Below are 23,711 nucleotides of genomic sequence, written 5' to 3'. Positions count from 1 at the left end.
ATCATGGTGGCGTCCCGTAAGGCATCGGAGGTTGGACGGGCGGGGCGGTTCGGGTGAGCGCGGCCAGCACCCGGTCGGGGTGTACCGGTTCGGGGATCATCTCCGTCAGCTGCACCCGGGCGGTGGACGCGGCGGCCTCGATCTCCGTCCGCGAGGCGTCCGCCACGGCCAGGCGGCCGTCCGCGCGCATCACCGTATCGGTGAAGCCCTGCGCGGCCAGGGTGGTCGCCAGCGCGATCGCACTGGATACGCCGACCACCAGGCGATCGGGATGGCTGCGCCGCAGCCGGCGCGGACTGCCCTGATACACCACCGAACCACCGCCCAGCACGATCAACTGGTCGGCCACCGGCAGCACCGCCGCCAGGCTCTGCGAGGTCAGCAGCGTGGTCCCGCCGCGGCGGGCATGTCTGCGCAGGTAGTCGCCGAGCCAGCCGCGTTCGGGCGGTTCGAGCCCGGTGAACGGGTCGTCGAGGACCAGCAGCGGCGGATCGCCGAGCAGGGCGATCGCCAGGGCCAGCCGCGTCTGCACGCCCGCCGGAAGGGTGCGGATCCGTTCTCCGGCAACGGCTTCCAGGCTCGTGAGCTCCAGCAGAGCGTCGACCCGGTCATCGGAGACGCCCACGGCGGCGGCGTAGACGCGCAGTTGACCTCGCACGGTGCGGAGCGGATGCAGTCCGCGCGGCTGCAGCATCGCCCCGACCGACCCGGGCGGCCGATGGGCCTCCGATCCGTTGCCGCCGAACGCCGCGCCGCCCGAGGTCGGCGGCAGCAGTCCCAGCAGCATTCGCACGATGGTGGTCTTGCCCGAACCGCCGGGGCCGACCAGCGCGGCGGTGGTGCCCGCGGGCACGGTGAAACTCACCTCGCGCACCGCGCTCACGGCGTCGAATCGCTTGGTCAGTCCGGCGGCGGCGAAGGCGGGTGGCTGCGCCGTGCTCATTGCTGCCCGGGGGACTTGTCGTCCAGCGCCGGCAGCGGATCCGCGTCGATCACCATCGGGCTCGGCCAGGTCAGCGGGGCCGGGCCGAAGGCCTGGCGGGCATTGGCGATGGTGTGCTTTCCGATCGCCCGGTTGCCGAAACCGCCTACGGCGGCGCCGATTCCGGCCGGCAGCACCTTGCCGAACATCAGCGCGCTGCGCTTGGCGATGAACTGCACGATGAACCGCTTCATCAGCGACTCGTTCATATTGCGGATGCCCGGAATCTGGTTGGCCAGCAGCGATCCCCAGTTCTTCGCGGAATGGCCGACGTTCTTCTCGACGATCTGCATCCCGCTCTCGCCCAGCACCACCGCCAGCACCAGGGCGCGGCGGCGCTCCTTGTCGTCGGGCGCGATGCCGTGTACCGCGGCCACGGCCAGGGTGAACACCGCCGAGGCCTCCAGGAAGAACGTGGTCTCGGCGCTCATCGCCGCCAGGGAGGCGACGGTGCCGACCCCGGGCACCGCGGCGGTCGCCCCGACCGCGGTGCCGCTGCCGGTCACCGTGGTCAGGAAGATGCGCTCGATCCGCTCGATAATCTGGGCCGGGCTCTCGTCCGGGTGCGTCCGCCGGAAGCGGTCGACGTACTTCGCGACGGCCGGAGCCTGCAGCTGCGCCCCGTTGTCGAGCAGTGCCTTCACCGCCTTCTCCGCACCGCCCTTGAACATCGGCAACCTCTCTGTGTCTATTGCGTCGCCTCGGGCGCCGCGGGTTTGCGGCGCCCCGAGGGCTCGGTTTTCAGCGGCCTCCGCTAGCTCCTTCGTCGCGTACGCGGAGGCCGCTGAAAACCGAGCCGCGCCGCAAACCTACGTGGTTTACATATGGTCTGTATATCCATAGATAGTGCAGGCATGCCCGTGTCGCCACGGCGGCGTCTTCTTCCACCCGAGAACGAGCCGGACAGCGCGCGGGTTCCGGCGCTCGGCCTAATCTGGACTGCGTGAGTGGTGTCTCGGAGGGCGCCCGGGGGCTGCCGGATCCGCGGCTGCGGGCATTCGTCCGCAGCTACCAGGGGTATCTGATGCGCGGCTTCGACCCGGGCACGCATATCGGCATGCCGGGCACCGATCTCACCGTGATCGTCACCATCGACGAGCCGCTCGACATCCCGGTGTCGCCCCATCCCGGGCAGGCGCCGGGCACCTGGGAGACGATGGCCAGCGGTCTCACCGTGCGGCCCTGTTCGATCGCGCACCGCGGCTTCCAGCACGGCATCCAGCTGGAGGTGACGCCGCAGGGTGCGCGGGCCCTGCTGGGGGTACCGGTGGCCGAGCTCGGATCGTGGGTGATCGATCTCGCCGATCTGCTCGGCGCGGACGTGCCCGAGCTGCGCGAGCGGGTGTCGGCCACCTCGGACTGGCCGAAGCGGTTCGCGATCCTGGACGAGATCCTGCTGCGCCGGGTCGCCGATACCGCGATGGATCCGAACCTGCGGCACGCGTGGCGGCTGCTCACCGCCGGATCGGGGCAGGCCCGCGTGGCCGACGTGGCCACCGAGATCGGCTGGAGCCGAAGGTATCTCGGCAGCCGCTTCGTCGCCGAGTTCGGGATCACCCCGAAGGACGCCGCCCGGCTGGCCCGCTTCGAGTTCTCGCATCGGCTGCTGCGATCGGTCGCCACCGCCGCCGGACTCTCGGTGTACACCCCGCGCCGGCTCGATCTGTCGATCGCCGAGGTCGCCGCGGCGGCCGGATATTACGACCAGGCGCACATGGCCAGGGAATGGCGCGAACTGGCGGGCATGCCACCGTCGACGTGGCTGGCCAACGAGCAGTTCCCATTCGTCCAAGACCGGGAGCGGCTGCCGCTGGAAGGCTCGGCCACATGACCGAGACAGTCAGCGAAACCAGCATCACCACCGCGCCGATGTGGCCGACCTTCACCTACCGTGACGCCCCCGCGGCGATCGAATTCCTGCGCAAGGCGTTCGGCTTCGTCGAGACCGCCCGCTACGGCGACGGCGACGTCGTCGAGCACGCCGAACTGCGCTGGCCGGGCGGTGGCGGCATCATGCTCGGCTCGGAGCGCGAGGGCATGGCGTCGTGTTCTCCCTCGCCCGGCGCCGGTTCGGTGTACATCGTCATCGACAACCCGGACGAGGTGTACGAGCGCGCGAAGGCCGCGGGCGCCGCCATCACCACGGAACTGCGCGAGGAGGATTACGGCTCGCGCGGATTCAGCTGCCGCGATCCCGAGGGCGTCTACTGGAGCTTCGGCACCTACGCCGGGGCGTAGGACGGCTGACATCCCTCGTCCGGCTGCACGGTGTGCGGGAACACGCGCGGGGTGCGGGAACCGAGCCGTCGGGATCAGCCCACCGTGTGATCGGCCGGGACTCGCTCGGATTCCCTGGGCGGCGGGGGAGGGGTGCCGTCGCCGAAGGGTCTGCCGCCCAGCTCCTCCCGGCCGTGCGGGGTGAGCCAGTTCGCCAGGTCCGGGCCCTTGGGCACGATGCCGGAGGGATTGATGTCGGCGTGCACGATGTAGTAGTGCTGCTTGATCTGGGTGAAATCGACGGTGTCGCCGAAGCCCGGCGTCTGGAACAGATCCCGGGCGTAGGCCCACAGCACCGGTAGCTCTGTCAATTTGTTGCGGTTGCACTTGAAGTGGCCGTGATAGACCGCGTCGAAGCGGACCAGGGTCGTGAACAGGTGGATATCCGCCTCGGTGATGGTGTCGCCCACCAGGTAGCGCTGCCGCGCCAGGCGCTCGGACAGCCAGTCCAGCGCGGTGAACAGCCGGTCGTAGGCGGCGTCGTAGGCGTCCTGGGCGCCGGCGAAACCGCAGCGGTAGACGCCGTTGTTCACCTCGGTGTACACCCGGCGGTCGATCTCGTCGATCTCCGCGCGCAGCGGCTCCGGATACAGCTCGGGCGCCCCGGGCCGGTGGAATCGCGTCCACTCGGTGGAGAAATCGAGGGTGATCCGCGGGTAGTCGTTGGTGACGACCTGCCCGGTCGACACGTCCACGACCGCGGGGACCGTGATCCCGCGCGGGTAGTCCGGGAACCGCGCGAAGTAGGCGTCGCGCAGGAAATGGATGCCCAGGACCGGATCCACGCCGCCCGGATCGAGATCGAATGTCCAGCTGCGCTTGTCGTGCGTGGGCCCGCAGAGCCCCAGCGACAGCACCTCTTCCAGGCCCAGCAGCCGCCGCACGATGAGGGTGCGATTCGCCCACGGGCAGGCGCGCGCGGCGACCAGGCGATATCTATCCGGTTCGACCGGATACCCGTCGCGCCCGTCGGCGGTGATGCGGGTCGTGATGTAGTTCGTGTCCCGCTTGAATTCCCCGGGCTCGATGTAGGTGGCGCTGTCGGACGACGAGGTGCTCACCATCCTAGTTTCGCAGATCGCGCCGTATGTCCCGCCGTCGTCCCCGACTCGTTCGGGCCCGGGTGTTCCCTGCGGCGGCGGCACCTGGATAGATTCGGCCGATGAGCGATTCGAAACCCACCCGCCTGGAACGCGTCGACACCGACAACGGGGCGCAGCTGGCCGTCCTCACCATCGACAACCCGCCGCTGAACCTCTTCGACCAGGCGCTGATGGAGTCGCTGGCCGCCGATATCGCCGAGCTGAGCGCGGATCCGCCCCGCGCGGTGCTGCTGCGCGCCGAGGGCAAGATGGTGTCCGGCGGCGTGGACGTGCACGTCTTCGACGGGCTGTCGCCGGAGGAGGGCGCCGAGCTGTGGCGCAGCCTGTTCGCGCGGATCATCCATCCGCTGGAGGCCCTGCCGTGTCCCGTGGTGTTCGCCGCGCACGGCCTGACCCTGACCGCCGCCTTCGAGGTCGCGCTGGCCTGTGACATCGTGCTGGCCGGGTCGAAGGCGAAGTTCGGCCTGGTCGAGACGGTGGTCGGGCTGACGCCCTCGATGGGCGGCCCGCAGCGGCTGGCCGAACGCGCCGGGTCCGGCCGCGCCCGCGAACTGGTGATGACCGGCGACCTGTACGGCGCGGGCGAGCTGGCCGAGTGGGGTGTGGTCAACGCCGTGCACGAGGACGTCGACACCGCCGCCCGCGCGCTGGCGGCCAAGCTGGCCGAAGGCCCCACCCGCGCGCACGCGGCCACCAAGCAGATCGTGGGGGCGTGGCGCTCCGGCGGTGTGGCGCATGCGGATTCGGTGACCCCGGAGGTGTCCGGCGCGCTGTTCGGCACCGAAGATCTGCGCGGCGCCGTGCGCAGCTTCCTGGAGGTCGGACCGGGTAAGGCCACCTATACCGGGAAGTGACCGGTATGACGGTGCGGACACGTTTGCCCGCTATCCGCCCGAGTTTGTGATCTGCGTCATATAGTCACAGGTGCCTGCCGAATCGAGGCGCTCGGAGGGATCTATGGCGCAGCTCCTGGTCGAATATCCGCAATCGCGAAATCCGTGGTGTGACAACCCTCTTGCGCGTGGCGCGGACGGAGTGCTGCGCTACGGCAACCTCAATCCCGCACTCACCGAGCTACTCGACGTGCAGGTGCACGCCTTCTCGGGCCGGGAGGCGGTGGTGGAGATCGGTGGCCCGCGGCTGACCTACCGGCAGCTGTGGCATTCGGCCTCGCGGATCGCGGGTGGGCTGCAGGAGCACGGCATCGGCTACGGCGACCGGGTTGCGGTGCGGATGCCGGTGGGGGCGCGCTGGATCCAGGCGTTCCTGGGCGCGCTGCTGTCCGGCGCGGTGCCGGTGCTGGTGCAGGACGGACTGCCCGACGATATTGCGGCCCAGCTCCTCTCGGACAGCAGCACGGATTTCGTGCTCGGCGGGCCCGGCTGCGCGGATTTCCCCGACGGCGCGGCATTCATCGACGACGGCGCCTCGCTGAGCGAGCTGGCGCTGCTGTGCTACACCAGCGGCGCGGTGGCCCAGGAGGATTCGGGCCCGCCCAAGGGGGTGGAGCTGACCAACGAGAACCTGCTGTCCGCGGTTCGATCGATGGTGGGCGCGCTGGACCTGCCCACCGACGGTCTGCGCAATCTGGTGCTGCTGCCGCTGGCGCACGCGAGCGGCTGCGTGGACCAGTTGCTGCCGACCTTCGCCGTCGGTGGAACGGTGGTGCTGGCCCCGGATCCGACGCTGATCGCGGAGGCCATCGTGTCCGAGCGCATCGACACGGTCGCGGCGACGCCCCGCATCTTCGCCGGTCTGCTGCCCGAACTGGCCGGACTGCGGGCCGAGGGCGTGCGACAGGTCTGCAGCGCCGGGCACCGCGCAGAATTGGCGGCGACGGATCCCGGCACCTCGGAGGTCGTGGCCGCCGCATTGCGCGAGGTGTTCCCGCTGGCCCGGCAGTGGTCGGTCTGGGGTGCCACCGAGACCAGCGGAATCGGCCTGGCGCTGCCCGACGGCGGCGAGGCTCCCCGGTGCGACCTGCTCGGATTCCCGTTCGGCGGTACCGAATTGGCGCTGTGGGGCCCGCAGGCCGCCGCGGGTCACGGTGAACTGCTCTGCCGCGGGCCCAATGTCACGCCCCGCTACTGGAACGATCCGGAGACCACCGAGTCCCGCTTCACCGGCTCCTGGTTCCACACCGGCAACCAGGTCGACATCGACGAGGACGGACTCGTCCACCGCGCCGACTGAGCCTTCGCGCACCCCTTGCGTATTCCCGCACTCCCTGCGGGCGCTGTAGCGGGTGCGGGGACACGTAGGGGGTGCGTGTGCCCGGGTGGTTACTCGAGGAGGCGGTCGCGCAGGGCGGCGCGCAGGTCGTCGGTGAAGCCGATGGCGGTGAGGTAGCCGTCGAGGCCGCCGTAGAGCTGATGCATGGCGTCGGTGCCCGCGGCGAGGTAATCCGGGGCGACGCCCAGGACGTCGAGCGGGAGGCTCACCCGGCCCTCGGAATTGTGTGCCACGTCGGCGCGCAGCGCGTCGATGGCCTCGTTGCTGAGCAGATAGTCGTCGAGCAGGTCGGTCTCGGCGACCCCCACCGCGCGCAGCAGGGTCGCGATCGCCCAGCCGGTGCGGTCCTTGCCTGCGGCGCAGTGGACGAGGACGGCACCGTCGCCGCCGACCAGCGACCGCGCGATCGCGGTGATGGCGACCCCGGCCTCCGGCATGGCCGGGAAGGACCGGTACACGTGCAGCATTTCCTGCCACGGCTCGTCGTGCACCACCTCGTGCGGTGGCTGCTCGCCGATCTTCGAGTCGAACGGGGTGAGCTCCAACCGCACGTCGTGCGGCAGGACGTCGGCGCCCAGGTGCCGGATCTCCTCCGGGCCGCGCAGATCGTGGACGGCGGCGATCCCGAGGTCGCGCATCGTCGCGTGGCCCTCGACGTCGAGTCGGCACAGCTGCGCCGACCGCAGCAGTGCGCCGGTGCGTACGCGCGGGCCGAGTTCGGTGCGCACACCCCCTACGTCGCGATAGTTGAAGGTGCCGGAGATCAGGAACTGGTCGGGGCGCGCGATGGTCACAAATCCAGGCTATCGGCGCGGTGGTATCGCCACGGTGTCGTTCTTCGATCGAACCGGCGAACCTGCAGCATCGGTGGAGCGGCCCGGTAGGGGGTCTGTGTGATCGGCCACAGCCGGGCGGCGCCCGTCGACGTGAACGCGTAGAGTCTTGTCGGTTACGGGTCATACCCGCGGGGTCGCCGGTCTCCGTTCGATGTCGGACCAGTCCCGGAGGGGTAACAAAACATTCTTTCAGTCCGGAAACACCCATCGAACCTGGTCGCGATCCCCGAAAACCCTCTACCATTGATGGTTGTTGAACGGGTCGACCGGGTCGATGCCCGGTGCGATCAGTGAGGATCTGCAACCCGTTGAGCGAGCCGCGCAGGCGAGGTGCGCGGCCTTTCGCCCGAGGGAGTCGTCGTTGAGCGCTAGTGGAGAAATAATCGAGGTTCGGCCGCGGCCGACTGTCGAGGAGGCCGTCGAGAAGGCGGCCGCCGCCATCGACTGCACCGGCACACGTGCGCTGCGGGTTCTGCTGCACGCCGGAGTCAGCGCGCTGTGGCCGGCCATCAAGGCGGCGCCCCACAAGCAGATCCGCACCTACGAGTCGACGATCGAGGCGCTGCGCCGGCAGTGGGCCGATCGCACCGACCCGGTGGCCGACCCCGCGGTGGCCGCGCTGTTCCGGGACCTGGATGCCGAGGTCGGGGCGTTTCTGCGGTTGTGCGCCGAGCGGTCCAACAGCGAATGGCTGGAGCCGGTCGAGGCGATCGCGGCCTACGCGGTGGCGGTGATGCAGGGGACGGTGCTGCGCTGGCTGGCCGACTGCGACGACGAGACCACCCTGGTGGTGCTCGACGATCTGGTCTCGAGCCTGTCCACCAAGGCGGTGGATCGATAGTTCCCGCCTACGCCAAAAGCTGGACGCATGACCAGTTCCGTGGTTGAGTGGTCCGTGTGACAGATCTGTCGCCGATCGCCGGCCTGCAGGCGGGCACCGCGGACGTCGACCCGCCGCTGGCCGCCCTGGATCTGGCCGCTTTGCGCGCGAACGCCGCCGATCTGGTGCGGCGCGCACGCGGCCTCCCGATTCGGGTGGCCGCCAAATCGGTGCGCTGCCGCGCCGTGCTCGAGGAGGTGCTCGGGTCCGAGCTGACGGCCTCCGGGGGATTCGCCGGGATCATGTCCTATTCGCTGCGCGAGGCCGTCTGGCTGGCGCGCCACGGCGCCCGCGACATCCTGCTGGGCTATCCGAGTGTGGACCGCGCGGCGCTGGCGGAGCTCGGCGCGGACGAGACGCTGCGGAAAGCCATCACGCTCATGGTGGACGATCCGGCGCAGCTCGATCTCATCAAGACCGCGGTCGGCACCGAACGGGTATCGCCGCGGGTATGTCTGGACGTGGACGCCTCGCTGCGGATCGGTCCGCTGCACCTGGGGGTGCGCCGGTCTCCGATCCGCACCCCCGAGCAGGCGGCGCGGCTGGCCGGACTCGCGATCGAACGCGGTTTCCGGGTGGTCGGCCTGATGACCTACGAGGCCCAGATCGCCGGTCTGCCCGACACCAATCCCGCTGTGCGGCTGGTGAAATGGGCGTCCGCCGCGGAGATCGGCAAGCGGCGCGGGCAGGTGCTGGACGCGGTGCGGTCGGTGGCGGGGGAACTCGAGATCGTCAACAGCGGCGGCAGCGGATCCATCGAGGTGAGCGTCGCGAGTCCGGGCGTCACCGAGGTGACCGCGGGCTCGGGGCTGTACGTGCCGACGCTGTTCGACGGCTACCGCAGCTTCGCGCCGCGCCCGGCGCTGTTCTTCGCGCTGCCGGTGCTGCGGCACCCCGCGCCCAGCATGGCCACCGTATTCGGCGGCGGCTACATCGCCTCCGGGCCCGCGGGTCGGTCGAGGGTTCCGAAGCCGGTGTGGCCCAAAGGTTTACGGCTCATCGGCACCGAGGGGGCGGGTGAGGTGCAGACCCCGCTCACCGGCGCCGACGGGCTGGAGATCGGGGACCGGGTGTGGTTCCGGCATGCCAAGGCGGGCGAGCTGTGCGAGCGTTTCGACAGCGTCCATATCGTCGATACCGACGGCACCCGCAGCACCGTCCCGACCTACCGCGGCGAGGGCCGGAACTTCGGATAGCCGTTGCGGCACTGCGCATTCGGCTACGGCGCCACCAGTTCCAGGAACGCCGCCAGATCGGACAGCTGCTCCGGTGTCTCGGGCAGATACTCGGTGAGCAGCGGGGAGTGCACGACCAGCGCGGTCCACATCGCCCGGGAGACGACCGTGGTGAGCCAGTGCCGCGACAGCAGCGTGTCGATGCCGTGCGGCGCTTCGGCCGGGGACGAGGTGGTCAGCGATACCAGGACCACGGCGGCCTCCCGGCTCGCGAAGCGTTCGGCCGTCCCGACCAGCACATCCTCGATCCGAGCGCGGGACAGCAGGGTTCGGATGCGTGCGGCCTGCGCGTGGTAGGGCGTGACCACCAGGATGTCGTGCGGATGCAGTCGGCGGGTCACCGCGCCCTGCCGCCACGGCAGGCCCAGCAGCGCGCGCACCCGGCGCACGATCTCGCGGGCCTCCTCCGCGGATTCCGTGCCGTTGCCGTGGTGATCGACAGGTATCGACCGCACGCCCGGCGGCACGCCCTCCAGATCGCGTGCCAGCGTGACGGTTTCGGTAGATCGCAGCCGATTGCCGTAGCGCAGCCGCGACACCGGTTCGCACAGCCGCGGATGCATCCGCCAGGTGCGGTCCAGGAAGTACCCGAATTCCGTTGGCAGCGTGGGGTTGTCGCCGACCAGCCTGCCGAGTACCGATTCGTGCACCGGTTCCGGATGGGTGCCGTGCCCCGGTAGCGGGGCGGGATCGCCGAGCAGCAGCAGGTTGCGCGCGCTGCCCGCCACCGCGACCGCATCGGCCAGCGGGAAGTGACCGGCGTCGGCGACCATCAGCAGGTCCAGGCCCTCGGGCGGCACCCGCTCGGCATCGGCGAGATCGTCGGGCAGCCCGCCGATCACGCAGCCGTTGACGGCATTGTCGAGGAAGCGGGGAAAGCGCGCCGGATCGATGGAGAGCCATTCCGGCGCGACCGCGCGGGCATCGGATTTCGCCACCAGCTCCGGGAGCACCCCGACCCGCACCAGCGCGTCGAGCACCTCCTCGACCGCCCAGTGCGATTGCGCGACAACGCCGACCCGCCACCGGTAGCGGGTGACGAGCCGCTCGATCACGCGCGCCGCGGTATCGGTCTTGCCGGTGCCGGACGGGCCCTGCACGGCCACATACGAATCGTCGAGATCGAGGACGGCGGCGGTGACCGCGGCGGCGTGATCGCCGAACACCTCCGGCAGCGCGTCCGCCGAACGCAGCCGCGGCGCGCGGCGGCACAGCAGGTCGAACGCGGCGGTCGCGGGCACCTCCGGCAGGCTCACCAGCAGGTCGTGCGCGGCGGCTTCCAGTGCGGCCTCGATGTTCTCGTCGCGTCCGGGCGTTCCGGGCACGATCGCGACGGGCAGGTCGTCGTACGGTGCGCACCCGTCCGGCAGCACCTCTTCGACGCGGACGAGATCGTCGAAATTGTCGTCCAGCGCGCAGCCCAGGACCGTGGCGCGGGCGACGGCGCGGCGGCCGGGCACGGCGCGCATACCGGGGACCGGGCGGTCGTAGAGGGTGAGCACCGGCGTCCCCGGCGGCGGCGCGCTGCCGGTGCCCAGCCGCCCGGTGAGCTTCAGGTAGCGCCGCATCGGTCCGTGACCGGTGCTGTGCCACTTGGTGTCCACGGTGCCCCAGTCGGCGACGAGAACCCCTGGTGTATCGGCCCATTCGGCGACCGGCCGGTGCAGGCGGTCGGTGTGCGCCCAGTGCAGCGGCTGACGCTCGCGGCGGCGGTAGCCCAGGGCGGCGGCCATCAGCGCCGCGGATTGCTGTGCGGGAGTGCGGGTTCCGTCCCAGCCCGGTGCGGCGTCGCCGGATGTCGGCTCTCCCGCCGCGGCATCGACGGCCGTCGGTTCGGTCTGCGCGCCCGCGCCCCGGTCGTCGAACGCGAATTCGCGCAGGGCGTCCTCGACCGCGGCGGGCGATTCGGCCGGGGTGTCCCGCGGCGCCGGGCAGGCGCGGATGTCGTTGTCGGCGGCCAGATCGCGCAGCCGGTCCCGCAGCCGCGGAATCTGCGCGCATTCCGATTCCAGATCGGAGACCGCGGTCTCGGTGCCGAGCAGGCCCGCCAGGTCGCCCAGCTCGTACGACCGTTCGCCGACGACCAGTGCGGCCCGCACGATCGGATACAGGTCCACCAGCGCGCCGAGCAGGTCGTCGGCGACCACCTCGTCGGCGCCGCAGCGCGCGCACAGCTCGGCCAGCAGCGGCCGGGCGGGCGAACGGTAGTGGTAGACGCGCAGGTCGGGATGGTTCTCCTGGCGCTCGGCCAGGAACTCGAGCAGGGCGGCCGGATCGTCGTGCAGGCCGAAGGCGTGGAACAGGATGGCGGGGTCGGCGGGGTCCGCGGCCTCCTCGGGCGCACGGGTGGGCAGCACCCCGACGCCGACGACGGCGGCCGGGGTCCCCGCGACGGTGAGGAAGACATCGCCCGGCGACGGGGTCGGCAGGGCGGCCAGCGCCGCGGGATCGACCAGTGCGTGCACCGGCTCGCCGGTGCGCTCGCGCCGCACCTGTGCCTCGGCCTGGCGGCGCAGTGCCGAAAATGTCTGGGTCGCAACCCGGGTCACCGCGGCGTCGGCCCGCACCAGCCGCTCCACCGTCGTGATGCCCGCATCGCGCAGCTGCGCCCGCACGGCGGGCCGCATACCGGCGACGAGCAGCAGATCGCGCCCCGCCACCAGCTCGGCGGTGCAGGTGGCGCAGCGCCCGCACGCCAGATATCGCCGATCGCCCCACTGCACCGGCAGCAGCTCGTCCTGTTTGGCCTCGATGATCGCCGCCAGCCGGCGCCGCCGCGCGGCGTACACCCGAATGGCCTCCGCCAGCGGATGGGTCGACTCCGAGCCGTCCGAATGCCGCACCCGCAGCATGGGGTCGACCCGGAAGCCGCTGCGCCGCACCGCTTCCGCGCACGCGGCGAGTTCGATGAACAGCGCCGTGGGCGCCTCGGCGCGCGCGGATCCGTACACGATGTAGGCGGGCGAGGCGTGCGAACCTCTCACCGTGGCGCCGATGCCTGCGGTATCGGCGCCCGTATGATCGGCCGCCGGGGCCGCGGGCATGTCACCGGCGGCGTTATCGGTCGCCGCGTTATCGGCGGTGGCGTCCAGGGTCGCCGTATGCGTCCGCACATCGCCATCGGACGCACCGCCGACGCGACCGGACGCGGCCCCATCCGCGAACGAGCAACTCAGCGCATCGCCGTCGACGACCTGACCCTGGCCGCGGTCATCGATCGCGGCGCTGTCGGACCACTCGCTCGGTAACTCCAAGGCGTCGCCGCCCGCCGCGGATTCCCGGACCGGAGATCGTTCGGCCACGGCCGCGCGGACCAGCGCCGCGCAGGACGCGGCGAAGGCGCCGTCGAAGAAGGTGGCGCCGGCGATCACGTCCGCGCCGCGGCGCAGTGCGTCCAGCGTCTGTTCGTGGGCGCGAGCCAAGCCCGCGGCCGTGCCGGATTCGGGAGGAGCGATGCGGACGAAATCGGGTCCGGACAAGTCGATCTCGCCGTGCTCGGTCAGCACGGCGCCCGCGCCGGTACCCACCGGCGCCACCAGTCCCAGTTCGGCGTCGAGTGCGCGCAGCACCGCGAACTCACAGCGTGCTGCCGCCACCAGGTCGCCGGTGCTGCACACGACACGATCACCGACCAGAATCAATCGCGGCCCTCCTGCGCCTCGGACACCCGCACCGGCCGCCGCATCCTTGCGTACCGGGTCGCGCCCCAGCGTAATCAGTCGAGGTAGTTCGGCGTGGCGCGAGGGGGGCGTGTCGTCGCAGGTGGTGGTCCGGATTTTCGCGCCGCGGCGCGCGAGATCATGATGATCTCCACGACGAGCCACGGAAAGGATTGCGGGATGCCGTTTTTCGACGGGGTGCGGGGACGGTTGCATTTTCGGCGGTGGCGAGTGGACCGACCGTCGGCGGCGGTCGCACTCCTGCCGGGCTCCGGGCAGCACAGCGGGCACTACCACCTGTTCGCCGGAGGACTCGGCGCCGCGCGCATCGAGACCTGGGCGCTGGACGTCCCGGGACAGGGCCTCAGCGAGGGTGATCCGGATGCCCCCGGCACCCTCCCCGACCTCGCCGCCGACGCCCGGACCTTCATCGAGCTGGTGCGTGCCGAGAGTCCCGGCGCAGCGCTGATCGTGGCCGGGCACTCCCTCGGCGCGGCCACCGCGCTGGTGGCGCTGCCCGACTGTTCGGGACTGGTCCTCACCGGTACCCCGCGCCGGGCGGTCACCCCGGCGCCGGACCTGCCCGCCGGACTGCCGGTGCTGGTGCTGCACGGCGAAGACGACCGCCGAGCCCCTATCGATGCCGTTCGGGACTGGACGGCACGGCCGCAGTCGGTAGGGTTGCGCTTGCGTGAGTACGCCGACGCGGGGCACGATTTGCTGCACGAACCGGTGCGGACACAGGTCACCGCCGACATCGTGGAGTGGATCCAGGGCGTCGTCGCGGGCCGCGCGCCCGTGCTGTGACCACGAGAAAGGGGGACCGGTGCAGTCGCAAGAATCCGGGGACCTGCGCGGTGATGTCGCTGTGCTGACCCAAGCGGTCGACGACGGCCGGCTGTGGATCGACGGCGTGCTCGTCGCCGACGGCGTCCACGAGCGCTGCGCGCGGCGCTACGAACAGCTCGCCGATCAAGTGGAACAGCAGATCCGGACGCTACGCGCGGCCGTGGCGCTACCCGGCTTCGGTGGTTTCGAATCCGGCGGCGCGCTGCAGCGCGGCTTCGAGGACAAGGCGGCGCAGGGTCTGCGGCGCCTGCAGGAGTACGCCGACGCCGCACGGCAGCTGGCGCACACCCTGCGCGCGGCCGCCGCGGCCTACGATCAGCACAGTTCGGATGTCTCCGCGGCGATCGGCCGCGTCGGGACGGAGACGGTGGGGGTCGGCCATGCATAGGATGACCGGGAACGCGCCCGGGACCGGCACGCCCGACCCCGATTACGCGCCGACGGTCGAGGTCTTCGACCAGATGCGCTACGACGAGATCTATCGCGGTGTGCTGCAGCTGAATCCGGAGGTGCTGACCGCCGGACGGCAGGCCTGGCAGGGCGCGGCCACCGGCCTCGGGGATGCGGTCCAGCAGGCCCATGCCGAGATCCGCGGCGCCGTCGCGGACGGTTGGCGCGGCGGTGCGGCGCAGCAGGCCGTCGCCGCGATGCAGGCGTTCGAGGAGCTGGGCCAGCACGTGGCCGACGTGATGTCGGACGTCGCGCGGCGGCTCGGGCAGGCCAACGACGCGGCCGAGACGCTGCGCGCGACCGTTGCGAAGCCGGTGTCCGCGGGGCCGGATCTGCAAGCGGCGCTGCTGGATCCCAAGCGCGCCACGCTCAACGTCGCGGTCCAGAAACAGGCCGAGGGTCTGCGCCAGGACGTGGTGCGGGTGATGGACACGGTGTACGCGGGGGCGTTCGTCCCGACCGGCAACGGCGTCCCCGCCTTCTACGACGGCGGAATGTATCCGACGGCCCAGCCCCCGGCCCCCGTGCCGGGAGACGATGGCGGCGGCCCGAATTCGACCGACTCCGCCGCGGGGCTGCGCGCGGCGACGGCGCCCGGCCCGGTCGTGGAGCCGGTGCGGCCGCAGGCGGCCGCGGAGCCGCAGGCATCGCGGCCCGAGCCCGTCGTGGGTGATCCGGTGGCGTCCGGCGCCGTGCCCGGTGCTGCGGCGGCGACCGCCCCGGCGGCGGCCACCGTCCCCGCCGGAACCGGCACCGCCGCGCCGGAAATCGATCGCCCGGCGGCTGCGGGTGCCGCTGCGCCGGTGAGTGCGGTTGCGTCGCAATCGGATTCGGTCGTCGCGGCGCCGGTCGGCACCGCGTCCGGTCCGGTGCCGACCCGCCCGGCCGCGACGGCCACCACGGCCCAGAGCTCCGACGACCAGCGCAAGCGTGAGGAGCACGAGCAACGGCGCGACCCGGCGACGGATACCGTGAGCGGTATGGGCGCCGGTGTCGTCGGGGGTCTCGCGGGTGGTGCGTTCGCCGCCGGCGACGCCGTCCGTTCCGGGGCCGGTATTCCCCTGCCGCCCAAGCGTTCCCGGGACGACGACGAATACGACGAGGACGACGAGTTCTACGCCGACTTCGACGAGCCGACCTACCTGGAGCCCGCCGAACCCGGCACCGAACTGGTCGGCCAGCTCGACCCCACCACGCCGCCGGTGCTGGGTGAGTGGGCCGAGGACGACTGACGCCGGGATGAACGACATTGCGACGATCGAGGCGGGCCGCCGCCGGTGAGATGGACGCTCACCCCGGACCAGTTCGCGCTGGCCTGGGAGCGCACCGACGGCGACCGGATCCCGTATCCGCTCGCCGTCCGGCTGTCGGCCCGCGACAGCGCCGAACGGGCCGCGCAGTTGCCCGGACTGCACGACTGGTGCGACCGCACCCTGGACCCCGACCTGGAGTCGGCCCTGCGAGTACTGGCGCGGCCCGCGATCCAGGTGGAGGTGTTCGGCGAGCACGGCCCGGGTGGGAAGCCGCAGCCGGTGCGGGTGCTCGGGGCCGCGGCCGGGAACGTCACGGTGGTCGCGGCGCAGCGGGCCGGTGCCACGCCGGACCGGGGCGCCGAGGTCCGGCTGTTCGTCGGCACTCCGAAAACCCTGGCGGCACGGGTGGTTTCGGTGCTGCCGGAGAACGTGCCGGGGGCCGGGCCGCGACGCACGGCGCCGGTGGACCGGGTGCGCGAGGACAGCCGCGACCTGGTGACGGTGCCGGTCGCCGGGCCGACGGAATCCGCCCGGATGCGGCGGCTGCTGAAGCAGCCGCGCGACGGCCTGGGCCAGATCGTGGTCTCGGCGCGCCGCGCCGACGGGACCATGCGCCCGCTCGCGGTGCTCTGCTGGATCGATGTGGCCGGGGACGGGCGCTACACGGTGCGCACCCGGACCGAGGTCGACATCGTCCCGGTGACCGCCGAGTCCTTCGCCGCCCAGCTGCGCCCGATGGTCGCGGCGGCCGAGCGGCTGGTCACCGAGACCGCAGATTGGTGAACTTCGAGCGGCGGGCGACTAGCCGTCCCGGGTGGCGGCGCTGATCAGCTCGATCACCTCGTCGTCGCTGAGCTGGTGGAAGTCGTCGTAGGCGCCGCCGACCCCGCCGAGCACTCGCGGCACCAGTGGGCAGACGATCTCGTCGGCCAACTCCTCGATGCGGTGCAGTGCCTCGGCCGACGATACGGGTACCGCCACCGTGATCCGCCGCGGCTCGTGGATCCGCAGGATCCGGCAGGCCACCGCGACCGTTGCGCCGGTTGCCATTCCGTCGTCGGCGATGACCACGGTGCGGTCCTTCGGCGAGATCGGGGGCGCGTGGGCGCGCAGGATCCGTTGGCGCCGTTCCAGTTCCGCGCGTTCCAGCTCCTCGGTCTCGGCCAGCTGTTCGGGCGTCACCGCGGTGTGCCGCATGACGTCCTCGTTGAGCACCCGCAGCCCGCCCTCGCCGATCGCGCCCATCGCCAGCTCCGGCTGCCACGGCACACCCAGCTTGCGCACCAGCAGAATGTCGAGGTCCCCGCCGATCGTCTCGCGGAGCGCCGCCGCGACCGGCACACCGCCCCGGGGCAGCCCGAGCACCAGCGGGTCCGACGCTCGCAGGTGGAGTAGCGACTCACCCAGCGCGCGACCGGCGGCGGCCCGATCGGGATAGATCATGGTCTGTCGAGTCTAGTTCCGGTGGCGACTCCTGTGGACGAACCGAAAGCAAACCGTGCCCGCGGGCCCGGCGCCGCTCGTCCGCGGCGCTATCGGGGTTCGACGGTGAACCGGCGCAGCGCCAGGCTCGGGTTGGTCGCACGCACCTGCTCGAGGTGGCCGAGATCGACTCGGGCGGTGGCGATTCCGGTGTTCTCGCCCAGTTCTGCCAGCACCGTGCCCATCGGGTCGACGATCATCGAGGCGCCCGCCCCGCGCGGCGCGGCCTGGTCGGCGGCCGCCACGTAGACGGTGTTCTCTATGGCGCGGGCGCGCAGCAGCGTCGTCCACTGGTCCACCTTCGCCGGGCCCGGAATCCATTGCGCCGGAAGGACGAGCACCTGTGCCCCGGCCGCGGCGACGCGCCGGCAGCCCTCCGGGAATCGCAAGTCGAAGCAGGTCTGCAGGCCGAATGTCACGCCGTCGACGGTGAAGGTGGCGGGGTCGGTGACCTCGCCGGGCAGCACGATGTCGGACTCGCGGAACCCGAACGCGTCGTACAGGTGGACCTTGCGATACACGGCGACGAATTCGGCGTCGGGCGCCGCGGCGACGAGCGTGTTGTAAACGTGGTCGCGCTCCCCGCCACCGGGCGCCTCGACCACACCCGCGACCAGATGGACGCCGAATTCGGCGGCGAGCCCGCGCAGTCCGTCCACCCACGGCCCGGTGATCGGTTCCGCCGCCTCGAGCACCCGCCGATCCAGCCGGGTCACCGCGAACATCGAATACTCCGGCGCGACCACCACCCGAGCGCCGTGCCCGGCCGCCGCGCGGACCTCCGCGCGCAGCTGCGCCAGATTGGCGTCCTTATCGGTGTACGGGGCGAACTGGACCACCGCGACGTCTACCGCGCGGTCGGGTTCGGACGCGGTCTGCGGGTGCGCCGCCGAGCCCGGTTCCAGCTCGACCGCCGTGGCCGGCGGCGGTGTACTCGGCTCCAGCGTGGTCGAATAGCTCACGGCCACCGGAGGCGGGGTCGCGGTGACGCCGGGCACGGTCGGCTCCAGCGGTTGCATAGGTCTCACCGTATTGGGCCGACGGTCGGGGCGGCCACCGCCAGGAAGTAAAGTACTGGTCAATGAGCACCTCACCGGTCGACAGTGGTCCCCCAGCCGACGAGAGGGACGCAGCCGACCCGTCCTTCGCCGATCTCGGTATCGATGATCGCATCCTGGCGGCCATCGCCGACGTCGGTTACGAGTCGCCGTCGCCGATCCAGGCCGCGACGATTCCACCGCTGCTCACCGGGGCCGACGTGGTCGGCCTGGCACAGACCGGGACGGGTAAGACGGCGGCGTTCGCGATCCCGATCCTGATGGGTCTGGAGGGCAAGGGCAAGGCGCCGCAGGCGCTGATCCTGGCCCCGACCCGCGAGCTGGCGATCCAGGTGGCCGAGGCCTTCGGCAAATACTCCGCGCATATGCCGGGTGTGCACGTGCTGCCGATCTACGGCGGCCAGAACTACGCCGTGCAGCTGTCGGGGCTGCGCCGCGGCGCGCAGGTCGTCGTCGGCACGCCGGGCCGCGTCATCGACCACCTCGAGCGCGGCACCCTCGACCTGTCCCAGCTGCGGTACCTGGTGCTGGACGAGGCCGACGAGATGCTCAAGATGGGCTTCCAGGACGACGTCGAGCGCATCTTGGCCGACACCCCCACCGATAAGCAGGTGGCGCTGTTCTCCGCGACGATGCCGGGCGCGATCCGCAAGATCTCCAAGCAGTATCTGAAGGATCCGGTCGAGATCACCGTCAAGTCCAAGACCGCGACGGCCACCAACATCACCCAGCGCTGGGTGCATGTTTCGCACCATCGCAAGCTCGACGCCCTGACGCGCATCCTCGAGGTCGAGCCGTTCGAGGCGATGATCATCTTCGTGCGCACCAAGCAGGCGACCGAGGAACTCGCCGAGAAGCTGCGGTCGCGCGGGTATTCGGCCGCGGCGATCAACGGTGATATCGCGCAGAACCAGCGCGAGCGCACCATCGGGCAGCTGAAGTCGGGGACGCTGGACATTCTGGTCGCCACCGACGTCGCCGCCCGCGGGCTGGACGTCGACCGCATCTCGCACGTGGTCAACTACGACATCCCGCACGACACCGAGTCCTACGTGCACCGCATCGGCCGCACCGGGCGGGCCGGGCGCAGCGGCGAGGCGCTGCTGTTCGTGGCGCCGCGCGAGCGCCGGCTGCTGGACGCGATCGAGCGCGCCACCCGCCAGCCGCTGACCGAGATGCGGCTGCCGAGCGTGGAGGACGTGAACGCGCAGCGCGTGGTGAAGTTCCACGACGCCATCACCGAGAATCTGGCCTCGGCGAATCTGGCGCTGTTCCGCAAGCTGATCGAGGACTACGAGGCCGAGCACAATATCCCGCTCGCCGATATCGCCGCCGCGCTCGCTGTCGGCGGGCACGACGGCGACAACTTCTTCATGGAGCCCGAGCCGGAGCCGGAGCGGCGTGAGCGGGGTCCGCGCAAGTTCGACGATCGGGAGCGGCGGCGCGAGCCGGGCGGGGGCGGGCCGCACCGCACCACCGGCGCCGATATGGCGACCTACCGCATCGCCGTCGGCAAGCGCCACCGCGTGGTGCCGGGCGCGATCGTGGGCGCCATCGCCAACGAGGGCGGCCTGCGCCGCAGCGACTTCGGGCATATCAGCATCCGCCCCGACCACAGCCTGGTCGAGTTACCGGCCAACCTCCCGCCGGAAACCCTGGATGCCCTGCGCCGCACCCGAATCAGCGGCATCCTGATCCAGCTGCAGCCCGACCAGGGCCCGCCCGGCCACCGCTCCATGAGCCGCGGCCCGCGCCGCGAGTACCGCCGCCCCGACCGTCGCAAGCCCCGCTCCTGAGGCCGGGTCCGGTCGGCGGGGCACGTCGTGGCCGCCCGCTCCTGAGGCCGGGTCCGGTCGGCGGGGCACGTCGTGGCCGCCCGCTCCTGAGGCCGGGTCCGGTCGGCGGGGCACGTCGTGGCCGCCCGCTCCTGAGGCCGGGTCCGGTCGGCGGGGCACGTCGTGGCCGCCCGCTCCTGAGCTCAGGTCCGGTTGGTGGGGCACGTGGTAGCCGCCCGCTCCTGAGCCTCGCTCTTACACGCACCCCGCATTGATTCGCGCACCCTCTGCATCGCTTGCAGGGGGTGCGTGAATCGGTACGGGGTGCGTGGAGTTAGGGGGCGCCGGGTGGTGGGGGCGGCGCGGGGGCCGGTTCCGGCTTGGGCTTGGGGGCGTAGGGGTCGGTCAGGGGGTTGGGGTAGACCGTGACGACGCCGACCGTGGGGGCCATGACGCAGGTGGCGCCGGGGTAGCCGATGGTGCCCCACATGCTCGCGATGATGGTGCCGGGGCCGCTGTCGACCGTCTTGGTCAGACTGGGCGTGCCGAAGTCGGTGCGCTCGTCGAGGGGCGCGGTGCCGCTCCGGCCGTTGCCGGTGTTGAGCCAGGCCACCGTCAGGCCGGAGTTGGTGGGGAAGCCCCACATGTTCGGGGTGGCCTGGAAGCGCACCGTGCCGTACTCGCCCGCGATCCCGCGATCCGGCCCGGGCACACCGGCGGCGCCGGCCACGGCGGTCAGCGAGATGGGGAAGTTGGTGCCGCAGCCGAACGTCGGCGCCTGGTACCAGAACGGCGTGAAACCGCCCGCGATATTGTCCAGCTTGGCGGCGCTGATCAGGTGCGCCGTCTTCGCCAGCGAGCCGACACCGGCCTGCGCGGCGGGATCGGTACCCGCAGCGGCGGTGAGTTGCTCGATACCGGCGTCGATCGGCGAGGCGGCGGGGTCGGCGGCGGCATTGCCGAAGGTTGCCGCGACACCCAGTCCGCAGGCGGCCGCGACCGCGGCCAGGCGCGCGAAGGTCTTGCCGTTCACTCGTGGTGCTCCTTGTCGTGAACTCTCCGGCCGGCGACGAGATCGGTCCCGACGTCGCGAAGTGCCGACGGGACGAGCGCGGCCTATCCGCAGCAACGTACCAGTTCCCCGCCGGTCAGGTCGGGCCCACCGCGGAGTTGGGCCGCGAATTCGCCCGAATCGCGCATGTGATCCACCTGACAGCGTCAGATTACCGAAGGGTAAGTTTGAAGCCGGATATCCGAACACGGTGGGAGACGCCCATGAAACTTGCCCTGTCACCCGATGAGGTGGCCTTCCGGGACGAACTGCGCCGGTTCTACCGGACCGAGATCCCCGCGGAGATCCGCGACAAGGTCGAGTACGGCCGCGAGCTCACCCGCGACGAGATCGTCACCTCGCACAAGATCCTGCACGAGCACGGCCTGGCCGTGCCGAACTGGCCCGCACAGTGGGGTGGCAAGGACTGGACCCCGGTGCAGCGGCACATCTGGGAAGACGAGATGCAGCTGGCATCCGTGCCCGAGCCACTGACGTTCAACGCCAACATGATCGGTCCGGTGATCGCCCAATTCGGTTCGCAGGAACTGAAAGAGCGCTTCCTGCCGCCCACCGCCGCGCTCGATATCTGGTGGTGCCAGGGCTTCTCCGAGCCGGACGCCGGGTCCGATCTGGCCTCGCTGCGCACCACCGCGGTGCGCGACGGCGATTCCTACATCGTCAACGGCCAGAAGATCTGGACCACGCTGGCCCAGTACGCGGACTGGATCTTCTGCCTGGTGCGCACCGATCCGAACGCGCCGAAGAAGCAGGCGGGCATCTCGCTGCTGCTGTTCGACGTGAACACTCCCGGCGTGACGATCCGGCCGATCAAGCTGATCGACGGACACCACGAGGTGAACGAGGTCTTCTTCGAGAACGTGCGGGTGCCCGCCGACCAGCTCGTCGGCGAGGAGAACATGGGCTGGACCTACGCGAAGTTCCTGCTGGGCAACGAGCGCACCGGCATCACCGGTGTCGGCCGCACCAAGGTCCGGCTGGCGGTCGCGAAAAAGTACGCGGCACAGACGAACGTGGGCGGCGGCACCCTGCTGGCCGATCCGCTGTTCGCGGCGCGGGTGGCCGAGCTGGAGAACGAGCTGCTGGCGCTGGAGCTGACCCTGCTGCGGGTGGTGGCCAATTCCAGTGAGGGCAAGCCGAATCCGGCCTCCTCGGTGCTGAAGCTGCGCGGCACCGAGCTGCAGCAGGCGGCCACCGAACTGCTGCTCGACGTCGCGGGTCCGGACGCGCTGCCGGTCGGCGCCGACGACATCGCCTCGCCGGACTGGGCGCAGCGCACCGGCCCGGGGTACTTGAACTACCGAAAGACCACCATCTACGGAGGCTCGAGTGAGGTGCAGCGCACCATCATCGCCTCCACGATCCTCGGGCTGTGATTTACCCGCCCCGGTCGGCTCCGCAAGCTCCGCCGGCCTACCATCCCCCAGAGAGGCGCCGCCATGGATTTCGAACTCACCGACGAACAGGGCCTGCTGCGCGATACGGTCCGCGATCTGCTGGCCCGCGCCTACGACCCGGAGACCCGGCTGAAGGTGCTCGAGACCGATCTCGGCTGGAGCCGCGAGGTGTGGTCGCAACTGGCCGAATTGGGTGTGCTGGGACTGAGTTTCGCCGAGGAGGACGGCGGCGCGGGGGCCGGTCCGGTGGAGACCATGGTGGTCATGGAGGAGATCGGCCGCCGCCTGGCGCCGGAGCCGCTGCTGGACGCGGTGCTGCTGCCGGGCGGCCTGATCGCCCGGCTGGGCTCGGCCGCGCAGCGGCAGCGGGTGCTGCCGGAGGTGGCGGCGGGCACGAAACTGCTCGCCCTGGCCCACGACGAGCCCGGATCCCGCTGGCCCGTAACCCAGGTGACGACCGAGGCCGCGGCCGACGGTGACGGTTACCGCCTGACCGGCGTGAAGAACCCGGTGGCACACGGTGATTGCGCCGACGAGCTGGTGGTGAGCGCGGTGCTGCCGGACGGCGTGTTGGGGCTGTTCCTGGTCGCCGCCGAGGCCGACGGCGTGCTGCGCAAGCCGTACCGGACCTTCGACGAACGGCGCGGCGCACAGGTGGAATTCACCGGCGCGGCAGCCGAATTGCTCGGTGACGCGGCCACCACCGGCGCGGCGCTCGCGGCGGAGATCGGGTCGGCACAGGCGAGCCTGTGCGCGGAATCGGTCGGTGCGATGTCGGAGGCGCTGCGGCTGACCACCGATTATCTGAAGACCCGCAAGCAGTTCGGCGTCCCGCTGTCGAAGTTCCAGACGCTGACCCAGCGCGCGGCGAACATGTACGTCTCGCTGGAGCTGGCACGCAGCATGAGCCTGTATCTCACCGCCGCGCTCGCCGACGGCGAGGCCGACGCGGTGCTGTCGTCACGCGCCCGGCTCCAAGTGAGCGGTGCCGCACGGCATATCGGCCAGGAGGCGGTCCAGATGCACGGCGGCATCGGCATCACCACCGAGTATCCGGTGAGCCATTACGCCGCGCGGCTGACGGCCGTCGAGCGCACCTTCGGCGGTGGCCTGGACCATCTGCAGGTGCTCGGCCGTCAGGTGGGCGACTACGGGCTGGTCGAGCTGTAGT

21 protein-coding genes are annotated in these 23,711 nt (G+C 71.3%); 13 read left to right on the top strand and 8 right to left on the bottom strand.

The genetic code is table 11. The annotated features are described in order from the left end of the window. Position 1 precedes the first annotated feature (1 nt). Positions 2 to 943 carry an ABC transporter ATP-binding protein gene (locus tag NM1_RS01670; RefSeq protein WP_068012991.1) on the bottom strand — a complete coding sequence of 314 codons (942 nt, stop codon included), beginning with the start codon at positions 941 to 943 and terminating at the stop codon, positions 2 to 4. After that, the gene (locus NM1_RS01665) at positions 940 to 1,653 is read right to left on the bottom strand and encodes a hypothetical protein (protein ID WP_068012989.1); all 714 of its coding nucleotides are present in this window, start codon (positions 1,651 to 1,653) and stop codon (positions 940 to 942) included. Before NM1_RS01665 ends, NM1_RS01670 begins: the two co-directional genes overlap by 4 nt. Before the next feature lie 272 nt (positions 1,654 to 1,925). Here NM1_RS01665 and NM1_RS01660 point away from each other — a divergent pair, with 272 nt between their 5' ends. Further along, a complete protein-coding gene (locus tag NM1_RS01660; protein ID WP_068012987.1) occupies positions 1,926 to 2,813 on the top strand; it encodes a helix-turn-helix domain-containing protein in 888 nt (295 codons plus the stop codon). Beyond that, positions 2,810 to 3,220 carry a VOC family protein gene (locus tag NM1_RS01655; RefSeq protein WP_068012984.1) on the top strand — a complete coding sequence of 137 codons (411 nt, stop codon included), beginning with the start codon at positions 2,810 to 2,812 and terminating at the stop codon, positions 3,218 to 3,220. The genes NM1_RS01660 and NM1_RS01655 overlap by 4 nt, the downstream gene beginning before the upstream one ends. A gap of 74 nt (positions 3,221 to 3,294) precedes the next feature. Here NM1_RS01655 and NM1_RS01650 read toward each other — a convergent pair whose 3' ends face one another. Next, positions 3,295 to 4,323, bottom strand: a complete 1,029-nt coding sequence (locus tag NM1_RS01650; RefSeq protein ID WP_068012982.1) for a glutathione S-transferase family protein — start codon at positions 4,321 to 4,323, stop codon at positions 3,295 to 3,297. Positions 4,324 to 4,421: 98 nt separating this feature from the next. Between NM1_RS01650 and NM1_RS01645 the strand changes: the two genes are divergently transcribed. Continuing rightward, positions 4,422 to 5,216 carry an enoyl-CoA hydratase/isomerase family protein gene (locus NM1_RS01645; protein ID WP_068012980.1) on the top strand — a complete coding sequence of 265 codons (795 nt, stop codon included), beginning with the start codon at positions 4,422 to 4,424 and terminating at the stop codon, positions 5,214 to 5,216. Between the two features lie 103 nt (positions 5,217 to 5,319). Further along, entirely contained in the window at positions 5,320 to 6,555 is a 1,236-nt protein-coding gene (locus NM1_RS01640; protein WP_068012978.1) for a class I adenylate-forming enzyme family protein, read from the top strand. Positions 6,556 to 6,644: 89 nt separating this feature from the next. On the opposite strand, the gene NM1_RS01635 is transcribed toward NM1_RS01640, so the two are convergent. After that, positions 6,645 to 7,388 (bottom strand): tyrosine-protein phosphatase, encoded by a 744-nt coding sequence (locus tag NM1_RS01635; protein ID WP_068012976.1) that lies wholly within the window; start codon positions 7,386 to 7,388, stop codon positions 6,645 to 6,647. 403 nt (positions 7,389 to 7,791) lie between these two features. On the opposite strand from NM1_RS01635, the gene NM1_RS01630 reads away from it, so the two are divergent. Both NM1_RS01630 and NM1_RS01625 read left to right on the top strand, forming a co-directional pair. Further along, the gene (locus NM1_RS01630; RefSeq protein ID WP_068012974.1) at positions 7,792 to 8,271 is read left to right on the top strand and encodes a TetR family transcriptional regulator; all 480 of its coding nucleotides are present in this window, start codon (positions 7,792 to 7,794) and stop codon (positions 8,269 to 8,271) included. 65 nt (positions 8,272 to 8,336) lie between these two features. Continuing rightward, complete coding sequence (locus tag NM1_RS01625; RefSeq protein ID WP_068013029.1) at positions 8,337 to 9,506, top strand: alanine racemase; 1,170 nt, start codon at positions 8,337 to 8,339, stop codon at positions 9,504 to 9,506. A gap of 23 nt (positions 9,507 to 9,529) precedes the next feature. Here the strand turns inward: NM1_RS01625 and NM1_RS01620 are convergent, their stop codons facing one another. Further along, positions 9,530 to 13,186 (bottom strand): bifunctional RecB family nuclease/DEAD/DEAH box helicase, encoded by a 3,657-nt coding sequence (locus NM1_RS01620; RefSeq protein ID WP_068012972.1) that lies wholly within the window; start codon positions 13,184 to 13,186, stop codon positions 9,530 to 9,532. A gap of 198 nt (positions 13,187 to 13,384) precedes the next feature. Here NM1_RS01620 and NM1_RS01615 point away from each other — a divergent pair, with 198 nt between their 5' ends. From NM1_RS01615 to NM1_RS01600, 4 genes are read left to right on the top strand one after another with little or no spacing between them, the layout of a single operon-like run. Then, on the top strand, positions 13,385 to 14,011 hold the full coding sequence (locus NM1_RS01615; protein ID WP_068013028.1) for an alpha/beta hydrolase: 627 nt from the start codon (positions 13,385 to 13,387) through the stop codon (positions 14,009 to 14,011). Positions 14,012 to 14,030: 19 nt separating this feature from the next. Beyond that, positions 14,031 to 14,441 (top strand): hypothetical protein, encoded by a 411-nt coding sequence (locus NM1_RS01610; RefSeq protein WP_068012969.1) that lies wholly within the window; start codon positions 14,031 to 14,033, stop codon positions 14,439 to 14,441. Between the two features lies 1 nt (position 14,442). Next, complete coding sequence (locus NM1_RS01605; protein WP_068012966.1) at positions 14,443 to 15,735, top strand: PPE domain-containing protein; 1,293 nt, start codon at positions 14,443 to 14,445, stop codon at positions 15,733 to 15,735. 45 nt (positions 15,736 to 15,780) lie between these two features. Further along, the gene (locus NM1_RS01600; RefSeq protein WP_068012964.1) at positions 15,781 to 16,539 is read left to right on the top strand and encodes an ESX secretion-associated protein EspG; all 759 of its coding nucleotides are present in this window, start codon (positions 15,781 to 15,783) and stop codon (positions 16,537 to 16,539) included. 18 nt (positions 16,540 to 16,557) lie between these two features. Here NM1_RS01600 and NM1_RS01595 read toward each other — a convergent pair whose 3' ends face one another. Continuing rightward, a complete protein-coding gene (locus NM1_RS01595) occupies positions 16,558 to 17,199 on the bottom strand; it encodes a phosphoribosyltransferase (RefSeq protein WP_068012961.1) in 642 nt (213 codons plus the stop codon). Positions 17,200 to 17,288: 89 nt separating this feature from the next. Then, positions 17,289 to 18,257: a carbon-nitrogen hydrolase family protein gene (locus tag NM1_RS01590; protein WP_084519054.1), complete on the bottom strand. Its 969-nt coding sequence runs from the start codon at positions 18,255 to 18,257 to the stop codon at positions 17,289 to 17,291. Positions 18,258 to 18,319: 62 nt separating this feature from the next. On the opposite strand from NM1_RS01590, the gene NM1_RS01585 reads away from it, so the two are divergent. Beyond that, complete coding sequence (locus tag NM1_RS01585; RefSeq protein WP_068012959.1) at positions 18,320 to 20,092, top strand: DEAD/DEAH box helicase; 1,773 nt, start codon at positions 18,320 to 18,322, stop codon at positions 20,090 to 20,092. 313 nt (positions 20,093 to 20,405) lie between these two features. Here NM1_RS01585 and NM1_RS01580 read toward each other — a convergent pair whose 3' ends face one another. Further along, positions 20,406 to 21,104 (bottom strand): hypothetical protein, encoded by a 699-nt coding sequence (locus tag NM1_RS01580; RefSeq protein ID WP_068012957.1) that lies wholly within the window; start codon positions 21,102 to 21,104, stop codon positions 20,406 to 20,408. A gap of 242 nt (positions 21,105 to 21,346) precedes the next feature. Here NM1_RS01580 and NM1_RS01575 point away from each other — a divergent pair, with 242 nt between their 5' ends. Both NM1_RS01575 and NM1_RS01570 read left to right on the top strand, forming a co-directional pair. Continuing rightward, positions 21,347 to 22,519, top strand: coding sequence for an acyl-CoA dehydrogenase family protein (locus NM1_RS01575; protein ID WP_068012955.1), 1,173 nt, complete (start codon positions 21,347 to 21,349; stop codon positions 22,517 to 22,519). 63 nt (positions 22,520 to 22,582) lie between these two features. Then, positions 22,583 to 23,710, top strand: coding sequence for an acyl-CoA dehydrogenase family protein (locus NM1_RS01570; RefSeq protein ID WP_068012952.1), 1,128 nt, complete (start codon positions 22,583 to 22,585; stop codon positions 23,708 to 23,710). Position 23,711 lies beyond the last annotated feature (1 nt).

Source organism: Nocardia mexicana NBRC 108244 (genome assembly GCF_001613165.1).
Lineage (GTDB): Bacteria > Actinomycetota > Actinomycetes > Mycobacteriales > Mycobacteriaceae > Nocardia > Nocardia mexicana.
This window is presented reverse-complemented; position numbering and strand designations above follow the sequence as displayed.